Below are 17,055 nucleotides of genomic sequence, written 5' to 3' on the forward strand. Positions count from 1 at the left end.
CATGGCAAACCTAGACCTGTCCAAAAATCAGGAGCCTCACATTCTTGCCGCAAACTTACGCAAAGCTTTTTCAGGAATTGTTGCCGGTAATGTCAAGGAGCAAGGTTTGAAAGCAATTGCAGAGCATGGTTCATTCAAGATCACTGGAGATTTGGAAATTATAGAGCCATTGGATAAGCTCTTGCGCACGTTCGTCGACCAGCGCCGAATGAAGCTGGGTGATAAGGAATACAAACCTTGTTATGAGGTTGTCTCATGAGATGATAGGGAAACCTCCTTAGTTAGAATTCAGCTAGAGATGGAACACTTCGCTGACAAGTACTAGAATGTGCCACTTATTAAGGCCCGTATTCGATAAACAGGGGCCTTGCTGCTTTCCAACATCAGGACAATTATTTTGAGCGACTCTGCTTTTTCTTCCCAAGCCCTAAAAAAAGAACTTTTAGACAATCTGGATTCATTAGGCTATCAAGCCATGACACCGATTCAAATGCAGAGCCTGCCCCTGATTATTGAGGGAAAAGATGTCATCGCGCAAGGTCAAACGGGCTCAGGAAAGACTGCCGCATTTGGGCTTGGGCTACTCAATAAGCTAGACGTAAAACGTTTCAGAATTCAATCTTTGGTGCTCTGCCCTACTCGTGAGCTGGCCGATCAAGTCGCCAAAGAAATTCGCAAACTTGCCCGCGCTATTCACAATATAAAAGTTCTCACCTTATGTGGCGGCATGCCTTTTGGCCCTCAAGTTGGTTCTTTAGAGCACGGCGCACATATCATCGTCGGTACTCCTGGCCGGGTTGAAGAACACGTTAGAAAAGGTAACCTGAAGCTCAACAATGTTGACACGCTGGTATTGGACGAAGCTGATAGAATGCTAGACATGGGCTTTCAGGAGGCCTTGGATACTATCATTGAAGATATACCAGAAGAGCGCCAAACTCTGCTGTTAAGCGCAACCTATCCAAAACAGATTCAATCGATCGCAGCGCAATATCTCACCGATCCGGTCATGGTAAAGGTTGAGTCAACACATAGTGACAGCAGTATTGAGCAACACTTCTATGAACTCCCAGATCAAGATGAGCGAATTGATGCAGTTCATCGTATTCTCATGCAGTATCAACCACCATCAACGGTGATTTTCTGCAATACCAAACGAGAAACCCAAGACCTGGCAGATGCCTTACATGATAGAAACTTCAGCGCCATTGCGATACATGGTGATATGGAACAGCGCGATCGAGACCAAACTCTTGTTAGATTCTCTAATCAAAGCGCCTCAATTCTGGTCGCAACGGATGTCGCGGCCCGCGGTCTCGATATTAAAGATCTAGATGCTGTCATAAACTTTCACATAGCACGCGACTCCGAAGTCCATGTTCATCGCGTTGGCAGAACAGGCCGTGCAGGTAGTAAGGGTTTGGCATTTACACTCTACGCAGAAAAAGAACGCTATCGCATAGATAGATTAGAACAGTACCTGAACAAAGAAATAGTGGCAGAAGCACTTCCTTCAGCAGACGTCCTTGCCAAAAAGCCTTTTTACCCACCAATGAAAACAATTCAAATTGACGGTGGAAAGAAACAGAAAGTCAGACCTGGCGACATATTGGGCGCACTGACAGGCGACAAGACGATAGAAGCAACATCGATAGGCAAGATTAATATCTTTGACTTCTCAGCCTATGTTGCGGTTGAACACAAAGTTAGTCGCAAAGCGCTTGAGAAAATTTCAAAAGGAAAACTAAAAGGTCGAAACTTTAGGGCTCGCTTTATTTAAGGCATTGGGATCAGTGTATAAAACATTTTACACTGATCCCAATTCGTTATAATCGCTAGTGCTTACGTCCGAACCTGTATAAACCTAGTAAGGGGAACAAACTAAAAAACAGTGATGAAGGCTCATTCACTTCTATTGAATCAACTGGCCAGTCTCTATATAACAACCACCCTGTACCTTCGTATGAATCTACAAAACGATTAGCGTTATCGATACGATCGAACTCAGATTTCTTCTCGACTGTCTTTAAGGCCCTATCTTGGCGAGTCATAATGTATCCAGCCCAATCAGGTTTATGAGACTCAAAAAAGACTAGGTCAGTACCACTTCCAGTTGTAAAGGTATCGCCAACTAACTCGTGATAGTCTCGCGTTACATCTCTATCTGTCCAACACCCTTCACTCGAGTAGGCAGTACAAGTGGTCGCCCTATAAGCAGGCAATAGTGCTTCGATAAACAGCTGGGCATCAAGCGAATTGGCAATAGACCAACCTTGGTAAGCACCTTGAGTCAACGCACGCGTTTCTTCCAAAGTATTACCAGTCAGTTCATCCCAGCGTAGCCAATCCCGGTTGTTTCGGCTATCAGAAATAATGCTAGCATTAACATCTGCGTCATAGCTTAGCGAGCCAATAGTCATCGACATCACCAAACCCGACTGGCTCAGCAGAGCAGCCAATATAACGAAGATAAAGAAAGTGTTCGGCACTTTAGTTTGCTTGTTCTTTTGAGACATTAAGATCTTCATATTCTTATTTTCGTATTATTAAAATCCACCACGTCTGGCAAGTGAACTTTCGTGCCACAGGTGGAGGAAAATTCAGCTTGTTATGTGGCAGGCTTGAACAAGGGAGAACGCAGAACAGCAAACTGTTTTTGATAGAAAAAACCGTCTTCCTTAGACTAAAGTTTTACTAATTGAGTTTTAAGAGTCATCCTTTTCAGAAGAGAGTATATCATTCACGCATTTAGCATACGGAGCAATTATGTGACGCGAGTCTTATTCCTTCCACTTAGCCCATGGGTCAGCAGCACCTGAAGAAGGCTTACTCGGCTTCTTAGCGCCTGATTCTTCGTTGTCGCTATTAGGCTTATCTCTTGTCTTTTCAGATCCAGATTTAGTGTAGGGCGAAGCGGTAAACTTCCTGTTTCTCGAAAAGCTATCACCACTACCTCGCCTTTCTGCAGCTTTTCGCTCTCGTTTTTCCCTAAGTTCCTCAGCATCTTCAAGGCTTAGTTCTGCCGGTTCACCAGGAGTTTGTCCGTCAGGAATAATACGGTCGCGAGGAGGCAATTCGAACTGCTCAGGGGAAGCCTTAGGGAGACTTTTAAACTGGTAAAGGTAAAATGCTTCAACTCTTTCACGAGCCCAATCCGTTTTCTTTAAAAACTTAACGCTGGACTCGATACTTGGATTTGTCTTGAAGCAATTCAGATTCAAATATGCGTGCAGGATTTGAAAGCCATAGAAATCAACGATTTCTGTCACAAGCGTCTTTAAACCCAGGCCATGCAAAGGGTTATTCTGGTAGTTAATTTCTTCAGTCATGAGGTGGTTGGGCTCCAAAAAGTAATTCGCAGCATTATACCTTAAAGAAGCAATAGAAGAGTTTGTTTTAAATAACTTTCGAACAAACCACTAAACTAACTCAATCTCTGAGTCGCAGAGATCGACTTCTTCCTCAAGCCCATATTGATTAATAAATTCCTTCACACGCTCAGTCGCATTCTTTCTGCTCATTTTGGGGCACAGGAATAAAGTTGGCTTATCACAGTAACGGTCCAGAAAACGATCAATAAAGCCTTCATCACAATCATCTGACAAAAACAGAATCCATGCAGAAATTCGGTCATAGAACTCATATCGACTTTCAACAAAGGTAGTAGGGTGATTAAAGTGGCGGACATCTACCCGGTATGAACTCAGCTCCTTTCTAATTAAAGCTGAATACATTTTTGAGTCAGAAAATATTCCTAGACTACGCTCACACAGATAGTTTGGCCCAAGATACCGGTCTTCTATACTGAGCTGATTACCCACGATTACTCTCGCGTTATCAGACTGCGCAACAAACATATCAAATAAGTCGATATGAGGATGCTCTTTGAGCTCCTGCTTTTGACTTTCCTCTACCAGCATTTGAGGCAAAGCTTTCACACCTTCCAGATAGAAAGCCTCATCCTTTTCAGTACTTACGTATACAGGCCTATCCGACGATTCAGGTTCCGATAGAGGTTTCCCTGCACGAGTCCGATAAAAAGATGTTTTAGTAGAGTGTGTTTTGACGCTTGACTGCGATAAACCTGAATACACATCCGAATACAAATTGTTCGGCTTTATGTCATATCCTTTTCTAGTGAAAGGTATTGAAGTGCTTCGTTTGGGAGCTTGCCTCTGAGCCCGGTATATTTCAGGGTCAATAAAGCGTAAATCTGGCTTTGGTTTCTTATGTAATTTTAGGCGTTTAAACACTGCGGCGAACCTCCCTATTCCCTGCATGAACTTGTCAATTCCCTTTTATCGGCAGTTCCAATACTGCCTGAAGCGCAGTTTATTCGAATTTTGAACCTAGTCACAATACAAAAACACGAGATAATCCAAATATGTGACACATTACTTCCATCATAAAACCAGATTTCACATTTGTTTGCAGAACCTTAGCTTACTTTTGCGTAATAATGACTAGGCTTTAGTTATGAACATCTATTAACCAATATAGTTTAACTTTAAAGTTTGCAGGCATTATCATGAATATTCACATGTTCGGCAGTAAAAGCATTAAGAGCAAGTCTGACCTTAAGAAAGTCAATATTCCAACGGGCTCATCAGCTCATGCGGAAGATATCTGGTCAACTGGTGAGCAAGATGCCCTGCATATTCCAATTCTAGGCTCTGAAGCGCATCAATCTCAAGACGACAATCACTCCAAACCTGAGCTTTTGAACCCTTTTGGCGTATATATTTCGGAAGAAGCAAAAAATGTAGATGTAATGCTATCTTCCATTTAGGAAAGCAAGCCTCCTTTACTAGAGGACGGTTCGATTCTCGATGATATATGCGCCGAAGCTGAACTATTACTTGAAGAGCTTCCGACTCTAGAACCAGAGAAAGCCCTTGAACCAGCAAGCGAGGAAACAGAGAGAACTGAGATCGTCCAAGAAGAAGCGCTAAGCGAAGAATTAATGCACGCACCAATTCCTACACCACTTGTTGAAGAATGCACCGAGAGAGTCGTCGGCGTATACGCATCATCAGAGCTCTATGTTAGAAGCTTATCTAAAGAGCTCGCTCTATATTGTGATGCAGAAATTCATTGTTTTGACTCCAGCATGAACGAAGCACAGCTTCAGGACGACACCCGCATCAATATGTGGATTGTGAATTTATCAGATGATGATGAAAGCGAATTGCTTGACTCAATTCTTGAAGAAAGCGCTGAACACCCTACCCTTTATCTGTCGGGAAGTTTATCAAAGCATTGTAAGAAACTAATCCAGGCTTTCTTGGAAGAGAATTAACACTTAAGACTTTTCTATGTTGACCTTACCGAGCTAGGTAATTAGCTAATCATGACCTGCCGGTAAACTTTGCAATCAAGCGAGCCAGCCAATTTCTGCAACTTCGGTTTGCCAGCTTTTCTGATTCTGCATTAAATTTTTTAACTTCATTAAAAACAATCTGCTGCATTTGAATTGCAGACAATGAAGCACTTCTATGCACCTCATTGCTATGAGCGTAGTCCGCAGACAGGCTGTGTTGTCTGTACATTAATTGCAGAGATTCTGAAGACGAATGTTCAGGCAATTCATTGCTGCCTACCGCTTTCGAGAACACTTCAGCATTATCGTTAAGACTTTCGGTAACACTGTCATCTGAAAGCTCACAGTTTTGTTCCGCTTTCCCAACAGTAGTTTTAGCTCTTTCAATCGTAGTTTCTGCGGCCTCTTCGATGAGTGCTTCATTAAGCAAAGCTAGCGCCCAGCTTTCATCCACCGGTTCTGGCTTCACTGATACCTGGCTCTCACCCGATCTATTGTTACTACTGATGTCTTGTTTCTTCATAATACGTCATCTATACAGTAAACCCTGCGTTGCGGAAAGGCTTTACGAAGCTGACCTGACACGTAAGCACATGAAAAATATATTAAATTTAAGAATGAAGATTATACACTTTTCATTCCATGACAAACATTTTGAATACTGGAAACCGTGAACTTATTGCAATTTTTTACACTCTAGAAAAGCAATACCTCACACTTCTCAAAAATATATAAGGGTTTTATGTATTCGATAGCGCAGTCTCTATAGAATAAAGAGTTGTTTTCTAACACTACGTGCGTCTGTATGATGCAAACGAGAACCGACTGTCTTCAGAATGATAGAGCCCAGTGCTTATCTATAGTTACAAGGAAGAAACTCATGAGCGCACTTATCCACTTGGCAGAAGTCTTTGTTTTTTTGCTTTTCATCATCACCTTCGTAAGAATTCGCTCACTCTATCGTGATTACCCTCCTCTCAACCATACTAAAAAAATGACACAAACTGACGAGCGTAAACCTTTAGTAGGAAATGCTTCAGCCAGTGTGAAATATGAGGACAAAATGGCTATCCTCAAAGAAGCACAAGTTTTTGCAGGTATGCAGCTTCTACCCCTAAAAAAGCGCTATGGAGATATACATGGCGAAAAGTATGCTTGGTTGAGAAAAGCCTGCGCTTTCTACCTTATAGGGGCAACCCGCGCTATAACGAACACAGGCCAATGTGGCCCAGGCACATACGAAGAAATTACTGGACTGGTAATCAAGTCTTGCTTGAAGACCCCTAACAACGACGTACTCGCTTATCTAAAGAGCGCTTCAAATGACGAGTGGGATAAAGAGCAAAAGGTCTTAGCATTAACTGGAGAGCAAGCAGCAGCTAACTGGGTATCAGGCAAGGCTATCCCTCACCACACTACCCTGGACGAACACTTAAGTCGAAACGGAATTATTGCTTAAATTCCAGTGACTGATAGTGAGATAATTTTCTCGTGCCCCTCACCTACCTGAATCTCTTTGCTGCGGAGGCAAACTTTCTCAACTCGCTCGACGCTCATCTCGACTTGCTTAGCAATACTGTCACTCTGCATGTCTACCGAGGCATCTTTTAGACAGCGAGTAATAACACCTTCGTCCATTTTGAATTTCATCCATAAATACAGCCAGACATGCGCCCAGAGAGAGATAATTATCACCAGTGCCAAAACAATATTCTGTGTCATTTATTGATGCTCTCCAATCGCTTCACTTAAGGACTTCAAATGCGCATGCCGCTGTGACTTATCAAGTTCAGACAAGCGCTCAACCTCCTGATAAAAAGCATCCCAATCCTCACCAAGCCTGTGGTATAAAGCGATAAAACCTGGCACCAAGTCCTGATAGTTCGATAAGGTTGAAAAACCGGCATTGTTAAGTTCATTCACCCAGCGGTCATAGCGACTATCCCAAGCATGCTTCTGCTTTAGAGATTGAAAGGAGAGTTTCATTTCCTTCAGCAGCTTATCTTTCTCTTTACGTTTTTTTTCTACGCTCCATGAGTCGTCCTGGTAGACATCATGAAGTTTATCTTTGTAGCTCAAAACAAAGCTCATTAACTTCTTTTGCTCTGCTTTTGCTTGCTGATATTCTTGATATTTATGTGTTTGACTTTGGTTCTTATACCAAAGCTCAGCGCCAATCGTACCAACAGCCGTAGCGAAGTTTTCGTTAAATTTAGTATCATTTTTTATATAGAGCTTGCGATGAGAAATCTCATGTATCAACAACTCGACCAGATATACTTCATCCGTAAATATGAAACTACTTAACAATGGGTCGTCAAAAAAACCTAAGGTAGAATAAGCCCGCACGCCCCCCACTCGAGTTTCAAAGCCTTGTTTTTCAAGTCTCAAGGCTTCAGCTTTGGCCATAGATTGATCGTAATAGCCTCTATAGGCCAAACACCCAAGTATTGGGTAGCACCAAGTATAAGCATCCAAAGACAGTTCAGACGCAGCATAGACATTCCAAACCGCATAGCGTCGGCCTAAGTCTGTATAACTGGTATATGCGTCATCGACTGGTAGATTGAGTTCCTTGCTGGCAAAATCTCTAAGCGCTTGAGATAAAATCAGACGCTTTCGAAGCTCCTCAGAGGTTTCATCATCCGCTAGCAGTGTCTCAACAGGCTCTCGATTCCACAAAAGAGAGGTTTGGCCATTTAACAAATGTGAATAATAACTAACTGAAGAACAAGCACTCAGCAAGGTCACAGACGACAAACACAGGGCACCAAGCCCCAAAACCTTTAATCGCTTTCGCAAGCACTTCCCCTTTTTACGACAAAGCCTCGAAGGCTGGCTTGAATTATAAAAAGAGCTTTTAGATTCGAGCTCTTAAGTGACCCGCATCAAGATTGGTGAATACTGAATATCGTCATTCACTAGAAATCATTTTATGATTAGATCATTCTTATGAAGAAAGAATCTGACCACAGGATTAGAATCTATGTCAACAAAGTGGCACACCTTAAATACTGAAGAATGCGCAGAAGCTCTGAATTCAATAATAGAAAAGGGCCTAAGTAAACAAGAAGCGCAGGAACGTTTAACTACACAGGGAGAAAATATTCTGGAACAGGCCAACACCCGCCCTTGGTGGAAGGTGATCATGGCTCAGTTTCAGGATGTAATGATTATGGTGCTACTCTGCGCGGCGGCGATTTCCGGTCTAGTCGGTGAAGCCGTGGATACACTTATTATCCTTTGTATTATTGGCCTCAATGCAATATTGGGCGCTTTTCAAGAATTCCGGGCTGAAAAAGCGATGGCTTCTCTTAGAGCCATGGCGACACTCGAGACGCTGACTTTACGCGATAGCAAATGGCAGACTATTTCCAGCACGCAACTCGTCCCTGGCGATATTATTAGCCTGGAGGCCGGCAACGTAGTGCCTGCCGATGTTCGCCTTGTCGAGGGCAAGGATATTGAGTGTGATGAATCATCACTGACAGGTGAATCTCTTGGTGTTGATAAACGTGTCGAAGCACTTGAACACGAAGATACCTTGCTCGCTGAGCGCAGCAATATGCTATTCAAAGGCACTCAGATCAACAGGGGCTCAGCTCAATGCATTGTCACTGCCACAGGCATGGAAACCGAGCTGGGGAAAATAGCCTCATTGCTAAAAAGCGCTAAACAGAGCCATACGCCACTCCAGAATAGGCTAGCCCTATTCAGTAAGCGTCTCGCTATCAGTATTGTGTTTATATGCCTGGTTGTGATTGTCCTTGGCCTTATTCGGGGTGAACCCTGGTTATTAATGCTGCTAACCGGTATTAGCCTAGCTGTGGCAGCCATTCCCGAAGCCCTACCTGCTGTTGTAAGTATTGCCTTAGCCTTAGGGGCAGCAAAAATGATCAAGATTAATGCCTTGATGCGTAACCTACCTTCTGTCGAGACCTTAGGCTCGGTTAGCTACATCTGCTCTGATAAAACCGGCACTCTCACTCAGAACAAAATGCACGTAGACAAGCTAATTACACCTGAAAGCAAACCTTACGCCCTGAACAGTTTGGCTCAAAGCTCGCACCTTGCACATGTGCTCTCGCTCAACAATGATGTCAGGGTTAGTCGCGAGATAGAGCAGTCTAGTGGCGAACCGACAGAGCTAGCCTTGTTCAACTGCGCAGCCCAAGCTGGCTTCCTAAAAACAGAACTTGAGAAATCGCTTCCGCGCGTTGCCGAGTGTGCCTTTGACTCTAACCGAAAGCGTATGACTACTGTACACAAGCTAATGGGTGAACCCCACACACCCTTAATTTCTTATACGAAAGGGGCACCTGAAGCAGTACTTTCCTGCTGTAGCCAAGCTTTTACCCAAGCCGCAGAAGTGCAGCAGTTTGATCGTGATCTCTGGCTAGATATTGCAGAAGACCTTGCGACACAAGGCTACCGAGTACTCGCTTTCGCTATGAAGAACTTAAATGACGGCGACACTTTCGATCAGGAAACGCTTGAGTCACAGATGACTTTCCTAGGCTTAGCCGCATTGATCGACCCTCCCCGAGAAGAAGCCAAAGAGGCCGTTCAACAATGTAAAACAGCTGGTATCACACCGATAATGATTACCGGGGATCATCCTGCAACAGCTTTGGCAATTGCGAAACAACTCGATCTGGTTCCAGCTAACGAGTCAGCGAATAGCAGTGAACATCACCCCAGTGTCATTACCGGGGCTGATATGGCATCGATTGATGATATTGAACTCCAACAAACTGTTCAGTCAACGCAAGTTTATGCGCGAGTCTCACCAGAGCAGAAAGTCCGACTGGTAAATGCAATTCAAAGCAATGGCGAATATTGCGCAATGACTGGAGACGGAGTGAACGATGCCCCAGCACTCAAAAATGCCCACATAGGTGTCGCTATGGGGAAGAATGGCACTGACGTAGCTCGTGAAGCTTCTGATATGGTGCTACTCGACGACAACTTCGCCACCATCGTCAAAGCAGTCGAACAGGGTAGACGAATCTTCGATAATATTCGAAAATTCATAAAATATACGATGACCAGTAACTCAGGTGAAATTTGGGTATTACTGCTCGCACCTTTTTTGGGTATGCCTATTCCCCTGCTGCCTATCCACATTCTTTGGATAAACTTGGTTACCGATGGTTTACCTGGATTGGCCCTATCTGTCGAGCCAAAAGAAAAAGGTGTCATGGCCAGAGCGCCACGCCCACCAAATGAAAGTATTTTTTCTCACGGTATGTGGCAACACATTGTATTTATAGGTTTTTTAATCGGTGCACTATCTCTCTTCGCCCAATATTGGGCCCTAGAGTACAGCCCCGACTACTGGCAATCAATGGTATTTACCACGCTGACTTTATCCCAGCTCATGCATGTCATGGCAATTCGTTCAGAAACCTTGTCTCTGTTTTCTATCGGGTTCTTTACCAATAAGGCCTTAATTGCGGCATTGATCAGTACTCTCGCACTGCAATTACTTGTTATTTACACGCCACTAGGTAACGAATGGTTTAAAACTCAGGCACTCCCCATGACGGAGTTATTGATCTGCTGTGGACTAGCTTTAGTAGTTTTCTTCGCCGTAGAAGGCGAAAAGCATTTGGTAAGAAAAGGCTGGCTATATAAGAAATAAACGAGGTAAAAATAAAGAGGTTCAGAGTCGAATGGCACTTACTTAAGGAGAAAATGGCGTCATTCCCTTGAACAAGGGAATCCATTGTTTTGAGGCTAACTCAATGAAATTGAAGGACCATGACTATCGCTAACCTAAAGATTTCTAGTCTTTTTTAACTCTCTAGGTCAGCCAAACGGCTGAAAAACAATGGATTCCCGCCCCGCCCAGGCGGCCCTCTCTTGCTGCGCAATTCACCTTGTGCGCGGGAATGATGAGTTTCGGGGCGAAATCAAGCTTAAGTAAGTGCCATTCGGGTCAGAGTCAAAAAAGCCAACTGAACTCTGACCCAAATATTACTTAGCGCATTCTTACCTGATAATTCGCGTAGCTTTTCGCCACTATCGTACCTTCAGCGTCTTTAACCTCACCTTCCAGGACAAAGCTACTCTTGCCTTCTGCCAAGGTTTCTTCTTCCAGGCGGGCTAGTTCTTGGTCAGATAAACCAAACTCAACCGTGACATCAGTTTTGGCAACCTTGATGAATTCCATCTTTAAGTCGACTAAGACAGGATAAAAACGCTCATCAAAGCTCAGCATTGAAATAATGCCCCCAGGAATTTCGGCGACGGTAAATAGCGCGCCTGCGTACATGGCATTAAAGTGATTCTTGTTTGGCTTAAGGGGAATACCTGCTTTCAAAAAGCCGCGCTTTACCTCAAGTACTTTAAAACCATTTCGCGTCGCAAAAGGAATCGCCTGACCAACAAACTTGGTCAACAGAGCCGTCATTGCGGTGCTTTGAACTTTGGAGACAAAGCCTGAAGCGTCTGACTGAGGTTTGTTTGCCCAGTCACGCATGCGATTTTGTAGGTCTTGATTGATAGACTGAAGGTAGCTCATCATGTGGCCATCTTCCTTAAAGTAATTTGAAGGCGCTAGACTACCAGCCTGAGCAAGGCACGCAAGTGATATTCACTTAGTAGAAAAAGGGTACGCTAGGCAGCACCCGAGTTGCCATAACTAATGAAACGCTGCTCAAGCATTTCATACTCTTTTTTCAAGCGGTTCAGCTCGTCTTGCAATTCTTTAGGGGACTGACTGTTTTCTGCGAGGTCGACATAGTTGCTTTCGAGGGTTTCGCGCTCAGCTTCAGAACGTTTCAGTTTTTGCTGTGCCTCTTCAAGCGACTGCTTTAATAGGTAGGCTTCACTGTTGTCCGCCTTGAGATCATCAAGCTCTTTGGTCATAAGTGATGAATTAATTCGTAATTTCTTAATCTCCTTCACTTTCTCGTCCAGTTGTTCCGAAAGCTGCTGTGTTTTTTCGATTAACGATTCTTCTCTCTCATTGCTTGTATCAACAGCATCAACAACCCTCTTTAGGCTTGAAACTTTATTAGCCTCTTTTTCAATGTCTCGGCTAGCTTGCTGATATTGAACATTCATTGAGGTAATCCGCTTTCCTGATTCTTTCAAGGAGGCTTCGAGTGCCTCAATATGTTCAAGCAAACGCTGCCGCTCAGAATCACTAAAGGCTTGCCGGTCATTCTCAGATGTCATATCTTTAAGTTGCGAGCTCAAACTTAATTGCTGGCCGGACAATTCATCCAGTTTGTTCATTCCATCTTCGACAGACTCTTCCTCACCTTCTGAATCAGGCGCAGTCTTGCCTACCGTTTTTCCATCGTAGGCATATTCAAAAGTATGATGTTTCCCCGGCTTAAGCTTTGTCAGCTTATGCTTCAAAAACATAATGTAAGCGACGCTAATGCACAAACAAGCAAAGGTGCCGATTAGCAGCTGAATAATGATGTAATTTGTATCTGTCGGCATAATGTCTCTTCTTGGGCCATCCTTGATACGCAATCTTTCAACAAAAATTGCCTAAATTAAACGTAAATTTATTCTAATCGTAAATATAGTCTTATTTTGTTCATTTTTCTGTTGTGAATAATACAGTTTTTTACGTCATAACATCCATGTTCTGTAATATTTTGTTATCACCGACAATTATTCAGAGCAAAAATAAAATTCTTTTCTATACTGGAAGGTAGCCGATTTCCTTCTTTCGTTAAGAGATTCCACTATGCACGTGAAGCAATGCGTTTAAAAAACAGGATGCTGACAGAATGAACAAGCAAACTTTTTATAGCTTGCTATCAGGTGTGTGGACTAAGCTATTTGGTGCCGAGCTCAAATATATTGAGCCCCAGCCTCATCAACAAGAATGCATTTTAGAGTGCTTTGTAGAAATACCTATCGTTGGCCAAAACAATTTTTTAATGGTTTTAGCAATGCCAACAAAACTTAGCTACAGGGCCGCCTCTCTATTATTTCAGCTACCGGAAGAAGAGCTCAGCAAAAACGACGCAAATGACGCGCTCTGTGAATTAGGAAATATCCTGGCAGGCCAAGTACAACTCGAAATAAGCGAAGATACACACTTAGATGTGCCGATCCAGCTTACGAAGGAACAAGCGCAAACGCTAATGCAGGATATTGAGCCGGATTGGGAAGTCTTTACGCAGGATGAAGACGGAACAACCATATATGCCGGCGTATTTATTGGACAAAGTTAGCGCAATGAATAAACTATCGCTTCAAATAATTAATAAAGCAATTCAAACACTTGCTATATACAAAGGGTCTTATCCGCAATGAAATTTCTTATCGTAGACGATAGCCGTGCCATGCAAGTTATTGTTAAACGTGGCCTAGAACAGCTGGGTTATAGCGACAATGAATACAAGACGGCAAATAACGGAAAAGATGCGCTTAATATAGCCAAAGACTGGACGCCTGACCTAATTCTATGTGACTGGCATATGCCGGAAATGACAGGAATTCAGCTGCTGCAATTATTGAATAAATTGGAACTACCCAGCAACATCGGGTTTGTCACCTCAGAAACCTCTGAGAGCCGTTTAAAAGAAGCGAAAGAAATGGGTGCATGTTTCATTGTAAACAAGCCCTTTACCGATGAAGATTTGCATAAAGCAGTTCTGCCTATCCTCCAAGGCGCAATAGAAGGTGAGGATGCTTTAAAGCAAGATACAGCCGTAACTTGCGACAAAGGCATCACACTACCTACGGCAGCCGCATTCGATAAAGCCATTAATGCGGTCACCAGCTCTTCGGTTAAACTCACCGAAAAAACAACCGAGCCACTCAATTACGAGCACCTTCCCTTCATTACAGGTATTTACGCGATATCAGGCACCTCGTCTATTCGTAGTATCTGCGTACTCGATCTTGAAGCAAGCTGTTTTTTGGGTTCCGCTCTGCATAACCTGCCGGTTGAAGATGCGCTTGACTCAATACAGAAAAAGGCAATCCCAAAGCAGCTTCTCGAAAACTGCGGCATGGTACTCAAGGTAATTTCGGTTCTATTCTTCGACCAAAAAAGTGGCACGGACCTAAAGCTGGAAAACTTCCACCTGATCGCCAAACCATTCGATAAACTAGATGCGTTAAGTCGAAAAGGCGGTAACCAGCGCATGGATTTTGAGCTCTGTATAGATGGTTATGGGAAGGGCCGAATGTCGGTGATCGCAGTTAATCGCTAAGTTAGTTATCTATTCCGTTCATTTGTCTGGACCTTATATTTAACCTCGCTCCCTTACTCAATCTATTATCACCTTATACACTCCTATCACCTTGGGGGTATAAAGTTGATTAGGGTCAACTGCCCTGCTTTTCTTCGTTTCTCTTCGCTACAGATCACTGTATTAATGTTCGCAACGTCAATGGCTTACATTAAATATTGGATCTACAGACGAGATGAAATACCCTTTTGATGGAACAAGCTTTTCCCTTAGGAATTTGTATCTATTAGTTTCCTGTCTATTTATCTGCCTTATCGGCAGCCCTGCTTTTTCTGCCGGGCTTGATATCACGCCAATTAAAGCCCCTCTTCCCTTTATCCAAGAGGCTTTCCCGAATGCCAGCTCGATTTCTGAAAAAACTGGCGACCCTCAAATCAAAACGATTTTCCAAGACGAGCAAGTCATTGGCTACGCCTTTGAAACAGATGATGTCGCGCGTATTCCTGCCTACTCCGGTGAACCCGTCAATACACTTGTGACGTTGGATACTCAAGGAACAATCATTTCTGCCAATGTTCTGGAACATCATGAACCTATCTTGCTGGTAGGAATTCCAGAGCAAGATTTATGTGACTTTACGGACCAATACCAAGGGCTAAAAGTTAACACCAAGGTAAAAGTCGGCACGGGAACAGAAGAGAACACCGAGTATCTCGATGGCGTATCCGGTGCAACCGTCACTGTGATGGTGATGAACATGGGGATTATTCGCGCCGCCAACGAAGTGGCGATCGCGCATGGCATCATCGAAGCCTCTGAATTTGCCTCACAGGCTGCGGCCACGATTAATCAAGAAGTCTACCAGCCTTCCGACTGGCAGACCCTGACAGGCAACGGTGCGATCCGACGTTTCCATTTGAACAATTCCAAAGTCGATGATGCTTTCATGGCAACTGAAGCTGCGGACCAGGCAGCCCCGCTTGAAGAAAAAGAAGACACTTTTGTCGATCTATATTATACGCAATTGAATATCCCGACAGTCGGCCGTTCACTCTTAGGTGACGGTGAATATGAATGGATGATGGAGCAACTAAAGCCCGGCGAGCATGTAATAGGTTTACTCGGAAACGGCTATTCCTTTAAAGGCTCTGGCTATGTTCGCGGAGGAATATTTGACCGAATCGTCATTCACCAAGGTAAAAATGAGTTCAGCTTCAGGGATACCGAACAATACCGAATTAACGACCTATATGCTGCGGGTACGCCGCACTTTAAAGAAATGTCGCTGTTCATTGTCAGCGAGCATCATAAGTTTGACCCCGGACAACCCTGGCAAGTCGAGCTACTTATTCGCCGCCAGACAGGCCCTATTGAAGGCGTCTTTACCAGTTTTAAACCAGAGTATGCCGCACTCGAAGAGTTTTTAATTAGGCCTGAACCGCCAGAAATCTAAGAAGAAAAAGCGCTATGGGAACAGGTTTGGGAAGATAAGAGTACGGCAACGAAACTGCTGGTCTTCAGCATGTTGGTTCTCACCCTTGTATTATTCATACAAGATTGGTTAGTTAAGTTCCCTCGCTTTATGCACTATTTCAGAATTGGCTTCCTTCTTTATACAGTAGGGTTTATTGGCTGGTACTGTAAGGGACAGCTGTCCGTTGTCAATGTACTTACCTTCGTTCAATCGCTGATGAACGACTTCAACTGGGAAACCTTCCTCCTCGACCCGATTATTTTTGTACTTTGGGTTTTTGTCGCTGCCACAGTCTTAATGTGGGGCCGAGGTGTTTACTGCGGCTGGTTGTGCCCCTTCGGTGCCTTGCAAGAGCTGATAGGCGAAATCGCGATGAAGCTACGCATTCCTCAGCTACATATTCCTTTTGTTATTCATGAGCGTTTATGGGCGATTAAATACCTAATTTTGCTAGCTTTGTTTGGCTTATCACTGGAGTCCCTGGCTGTCGCAGAAACCTATGCCGAAGTGGAGCCTTTCAAAACAACTTTCCTGCTGCGCTTCGATCGCGATTGGCCCTTCATTCTTTACGCGGCCGGGCTTCTGGTTACGTCAATATTTAATCGTAAGTTCTATTGCCGCTACGTCTGCCCAATGGGTGCAGCCATTGCTATTCCTTCTTTCGCTCGCCTCTTCGACTGGCTAAAACGCCGAAAAGAATGCGGCAAGCCCTGCCAGCTTTGTGCCCAAGAGTGTGAGATCGGAGCGATTGCTCCTACTGGTGAGATTAATATGCGCGAATGCCACTACTGCCTCGATTGTCAGATGACTTATCACAGTAAAGAGAAATGCCCACCACTTGCCAAAAAATACCGCAAAGCAACGAAAGAAGCGCCTGTCGAGCCGGTTCGTATTGTCAACCAAGGAGGCTCATAAGATTCGAATACAAAAGAAAAACACACAATAAAAGCAATTAAAGAATTAGCAGTACAAACAACGAAGTAAGAAGTTCTCTATCACAACCAGGAACAACTTGGAGATCATTATGACCGACATAAATAAGGAAAACCCTGTCGACCGCCACGTCGATGATAGTCCTGAAAAAGAAGGCA

At 43.8% G+C, this 17,055-nt stretch carries 18 protein-coding genes; 10 read left to right on the forward strand and 8 right to left on the reverse strand.

The window, feature by feature from the left end; genetic code table 11:
* Both A3735_RS16160 and dbpA read left to right on the forward strand, forming a co-directional pair.
* Positions 1-259: pyrimidine/purine nucleotide monophosphate nucleosidase domain-containing protein (locus tag A3735_RS16160; RefSeq protein WP_082885907.1), on the forward strand; the 259-nt coding region annotated here is incomplete at its 5' end.
* 138 nt (positions 260-397) lie between these two features.
* The gene (dbpA, locus tag A3735_RS16165; RefSeq protein WP_068554281.1) at positions 398-1,780 is read left to right on the forward strand and encodes an ATP-dependent RNA helicase DbpA; all 1,383 of its coding nucleotides are present in this window, start codon (positions 398-400) and stop codon (positions 1,778-1,780) included.
* Between the two features lie 55 nt (positions 1,781-1,835).
* Here the strand turns inward: dbpA and A3735_RS16170 are convergent, their stop codons facing one another.
* The 3 genes from A3735_RS16170 to A3735_RS16180 all read right to left on the reverse strand — a co-directional run bounded on the left by A3735_RS16170 (position 1,836) and on the right by A3735_RS16180 (position 4,106).
* Entirely contained in the window at positions 1,836-2,516 is a 681-nt protein-coding gene (locus tag A3735_RS16170) for a hypothetical protein (RefSeq protein ID WP_068554282.1), read from the reverse strand.
* Between the two features lie 264 nt (positions 2,517-2,780).
* The gene (locus tag A3735_RS16175) at positions 2,781-3,329 is read right to left on the reverse strand and encodes a VF530 family DNA-binding protein (protein WP_068507412.1); all 549 of its coding nucleotides are present in this window, start codon (positions 3,327-3,329) and stop codon (positions 2,781-2,783) included.
* Between the two features lie 90 nt (positions 3,330-3,419).
* Complete coding sequence (locus A3735_RS16180; RefSeq protein WP_156491795.1) at positions 3,420-4,106, reverse strand: hypothetical protein; 687 nt, start codon at positions 4,104-4,106, stop codon at positions 3,420-3,422.
* A gap of 422 nt (positions 4,107-4,528) precedes the next feature.
* Between A3735_RS16180 and A3735_RS16185 the strand changes: the two genes are divergently transcribed.
* Positions 4,529-4,789, forward strand: a complete 261-nt coding sequence (locus A3735_RS16185; RefSeq protein WP_068507768.1) for a hypothetical protein — start codon at positions 4,529-4,531, stop codon at positions 4,787-4,789.
* A gap of 174 nt (positions 4,790-4,963) precedes the next feature.
* A complete protein-coding gene (locus tag A3735_RS16190; protein ID WP_068507770.1) occupies positions 4,964-5,299 on the forward strand; it encodes a hypothetical protein in 336 nt (111 codons plus the stop codon).
* A gap of 49 nt (positions 5,300-5,348) precedes the next feature.
* Here A3735_RS16190 and A3735_RS16195 read toward each other — a convergent pair whose 3' ends face one another.
* Positions 5,349-5,843: a hypothetical protein gene (locus A3735_RS16195; protein WP_068507772.1), complete on the reverse strand. Its 495-nt coding sequence runs from the start codon at positions 5,841-5,843 to the stop codon at positions 5,349-5,351.
* Positions 5,844-6,200: 357 nt separating this feature from the next.
* On the opposite strand from A3735_RS16195, the gene A3735_RS16200 reads away from it, so the two are divergent.
* A complete protein-coding gene (locus A3735_RS16200; RefSeq protein ID WP_068507775.1) occupies positions 6,201-6,779 on the forward strand; it encodes a hypothetical protein in 579 nt (192 codons plus the stop codon).
* Here the strand turns inward: A3735_RS16200 and A3735_RS16205 are convergent.
* The gene (locus tag A3735_RS16205) at positions 6,776-7,042 is read right to left on the reverse strand and encodes a hypothetical protein (RefSeq protein ID WP_068507777.1); all 267 of its coding nucleotides are present in this window, start codon (positions 7,040-7,042) and stop codon (positions 6,776-6,778) included. The genes A3735_RS16200 and A3735_RS16205 overlap by 4 nt on opposite strands.
* Complete coding sequence (locus A3735_RS16210; protein WP_068554289.1) at positions 7,043-8,122, reverse strand: aminopeptidase; 1,080 nt, start codon at positions 8,120-8,122, stop codon at positions 7,043-7,045.
* A gap of 184 nt (positions 8,123-8,306) precedes the next feature.
* Here A3735_RS16210 and A3735_RS16215 point away from each other — a divergent pair, with 184 nt between their 5' ends.
* On the forward strand, positions 8,307-10,964 hold the full coding sequence (locus tag A3735_RS16215; protein ID WP_068511635.1) for a cation-translocating P-type ATPase: 2,658 nt from the start codon (positions 8,307-8,309) through the stop codon (positions 10,962-10,964).
* 339 nt (positions 10,965-11,303) lie between these two features.
* On the opposite strand, the gene A3735_RS16220 is transcribed toward A3735_RS16215, so the two are convergent.
* Positions 11,304-11,849 (reverse strand): PaaI family thioesterase, encoded by a 546-nt coding sequence (locus tag A3735_RS16220; protein ID WP_082865366.1) that lies wholly within the window; start codon positions 11,847-11,849, stop codon positions 11,304-11,306.
* Between the two features lie 92 nt (positions 11,850-11,941).
* The gene (locus tag A3735_RS16225) at positions 11,942-12,778 is read right to left on the reverse strand and encodes a hypothetical protein (protein WP_068512640.1); all 837 of its coding nucleotides are present in this window, start codon (positions 12,776-12,778) and stop codon (positions 11,942-11,944) included.
* Between the two features lie 296 nt (positions 12,779-13,074).
* On the opposite strand from A3735_RS16225, the gene A3735_RS16230 reads away from it, so the two are divergent.
* The 4 genes from A3735_RS16230 to A3735_RS31065 all read left to right on the forward strand — a co-directional run bounded on the left by A3735_RS16230 (position 13,075) and on the right by A3735_RS31065 (position 16,879).
* Positions 13,075-13,524, forward strand: a complete 450-nt coding sequence (locus tag A3735_RS16230; RefSeq protein WP_068507627.1) for a chemotaxis protein CheX — start codon at positions 13,075-13,077, stop codon at positions 13,522-13,524.
* Between the two features lie 78 nt (positions 13,525-13,602).
* Positions 13,603-14,511: a response regulator gene (locus tag A3735_RS16235; protein WP_068507629.1), complete on the forward strand. Its 909-nt coding sequence runs from the start codon at positions 13,603-13,605 to the stop codon at positions 14,509-14,511.
* Between the two features lie 214 nt (positions 14,512-14,725).
* On the forward strand, positions 14,726-15,943 hold the full coding sequence (locus A3735_RS31060; protein WP_068552894.1) for an FMN-binding protein: 1,218 nt from the start codon (positions 14,726-14,728) through the stop codon (positions 15,941-15,943).
* Between the two features lie 69 nt (positions 15,944-16,012).
* Positions 16,013-16,879 (forward strand): 4Fe-4S binding protein, encoded by an 867-nt coding sequence (locus A3735_RS31065; RefSeq protein WP_068764603.1) that lies wholly within the window; start codon positions 16,013-16,015, stop codon positions 16,877-16,879.
* Positions 16,880-17,055 lie beyond the last annotated feature (176 nt).

It is taken from the genome of Oleiphilus sp. HI0061, assembly GCF_001635675.1.

Excerpts from the sequence above, each read along its gene's own strand:
- A3735_RS16170 (WP_068554282.1), bottom strand. The coding sequence starts at position 2,516 with ATGTCTCAAAAGAACAAGCAAACTAAAGTGCCGAACACTTTCTTTATC.
- A3735_RS16175 (WP_068507412.1), bottom strand. The coding sequence starts at position 3,329 with ATGACTGAAGAAATTAACTACCAGAATAACCCTTTGCATGGCCTGGGT.
- A3735_RS16185 (WP_068507768.1), top strand. The coding sequence starts at position 4,529 with ATGAATATTCACATGTTCGGCAGTAAAAGCATTAAGAGCAAGTCTGAC.
- A3735_RS16190 (WP_068507770.1), top strand. The coding sequence starts at position 4,964 with ATGCACGCACCAATTCCTACACCACTTGTTGAAGAATGCACCGAGAGA.
- A3735_RS16195 (WP_068507772.1), bottom strand. The coding sequence starts at position 5,843 with ATGAAGAAACAAGACATCAGTAGTAACAATAGATCGGGTGAGAGCCAG.
- A3735_RS16200 (WP_068507775.1), top strand. The coding sequence starts at position 6,201 with ATGAGCGCACTTATCCACTTGGCAGAAGTCTTTGTTTTTTTGCTTTTC.
- A3735_RS16205 (WP_068507777.1), bottom strand. The coding sequence starts at position 7,042 with ATGACACAGAATATTGTTTTGGCACTGGTGATAATTATCTCTCTCTGG.
- A3735_RS16215 (WP_068511635.1), top strand. The coding sequence starts at position 8,307 with ATGTCAACAAAGTGGCACACCTTAAATACTGAAGAATGCGCAGAAGCT.
- A3735_RS16220 (WP_082865366.1), bottom strand. The coding sequence starts at position 11,849 with ATGATGAGCTACCTTCAGTCTATCAATCAAGACCTACAAAATCGCATG.
- A3735_RS16225 (WP_068512640.1), bottom strand. The coding sequence starts at position 12,778 with ATGCCGACAGATACAAATTACATCATTATTCAGCTGCTAATCGGCACC.
- A3735_RS16230 (WP_068507627.1), top strand. The coding sequence starts at position 13,075 with ATGAACAAGCAAACTTTTTATAGCTTGCTATCAGGTGTGTGGACTAAG.
- A3735_RS16235 (WP_068507629.1), top strand. The coding sequence starts at position 13,603 with ATGAAATTTCTTATCGTAGACGATAGCCGTGCCATGCAAGTTATTGTT.
- A3735_RS31060 (WP_068552894.1), top strand. The coding sequence starts at position 14,726 with ATGAAATACCCTTTTGATGGAACAAGCTTTTCCCTTAGGAATTTGTAT.
- A3735_RS31065 (WP_068764603.1), top strand. The coding sequence starts at position 16,013 with ATGTTGGTTCTCACCCTTGTATTATTCATACAAGATTGGTTAGTTAAG.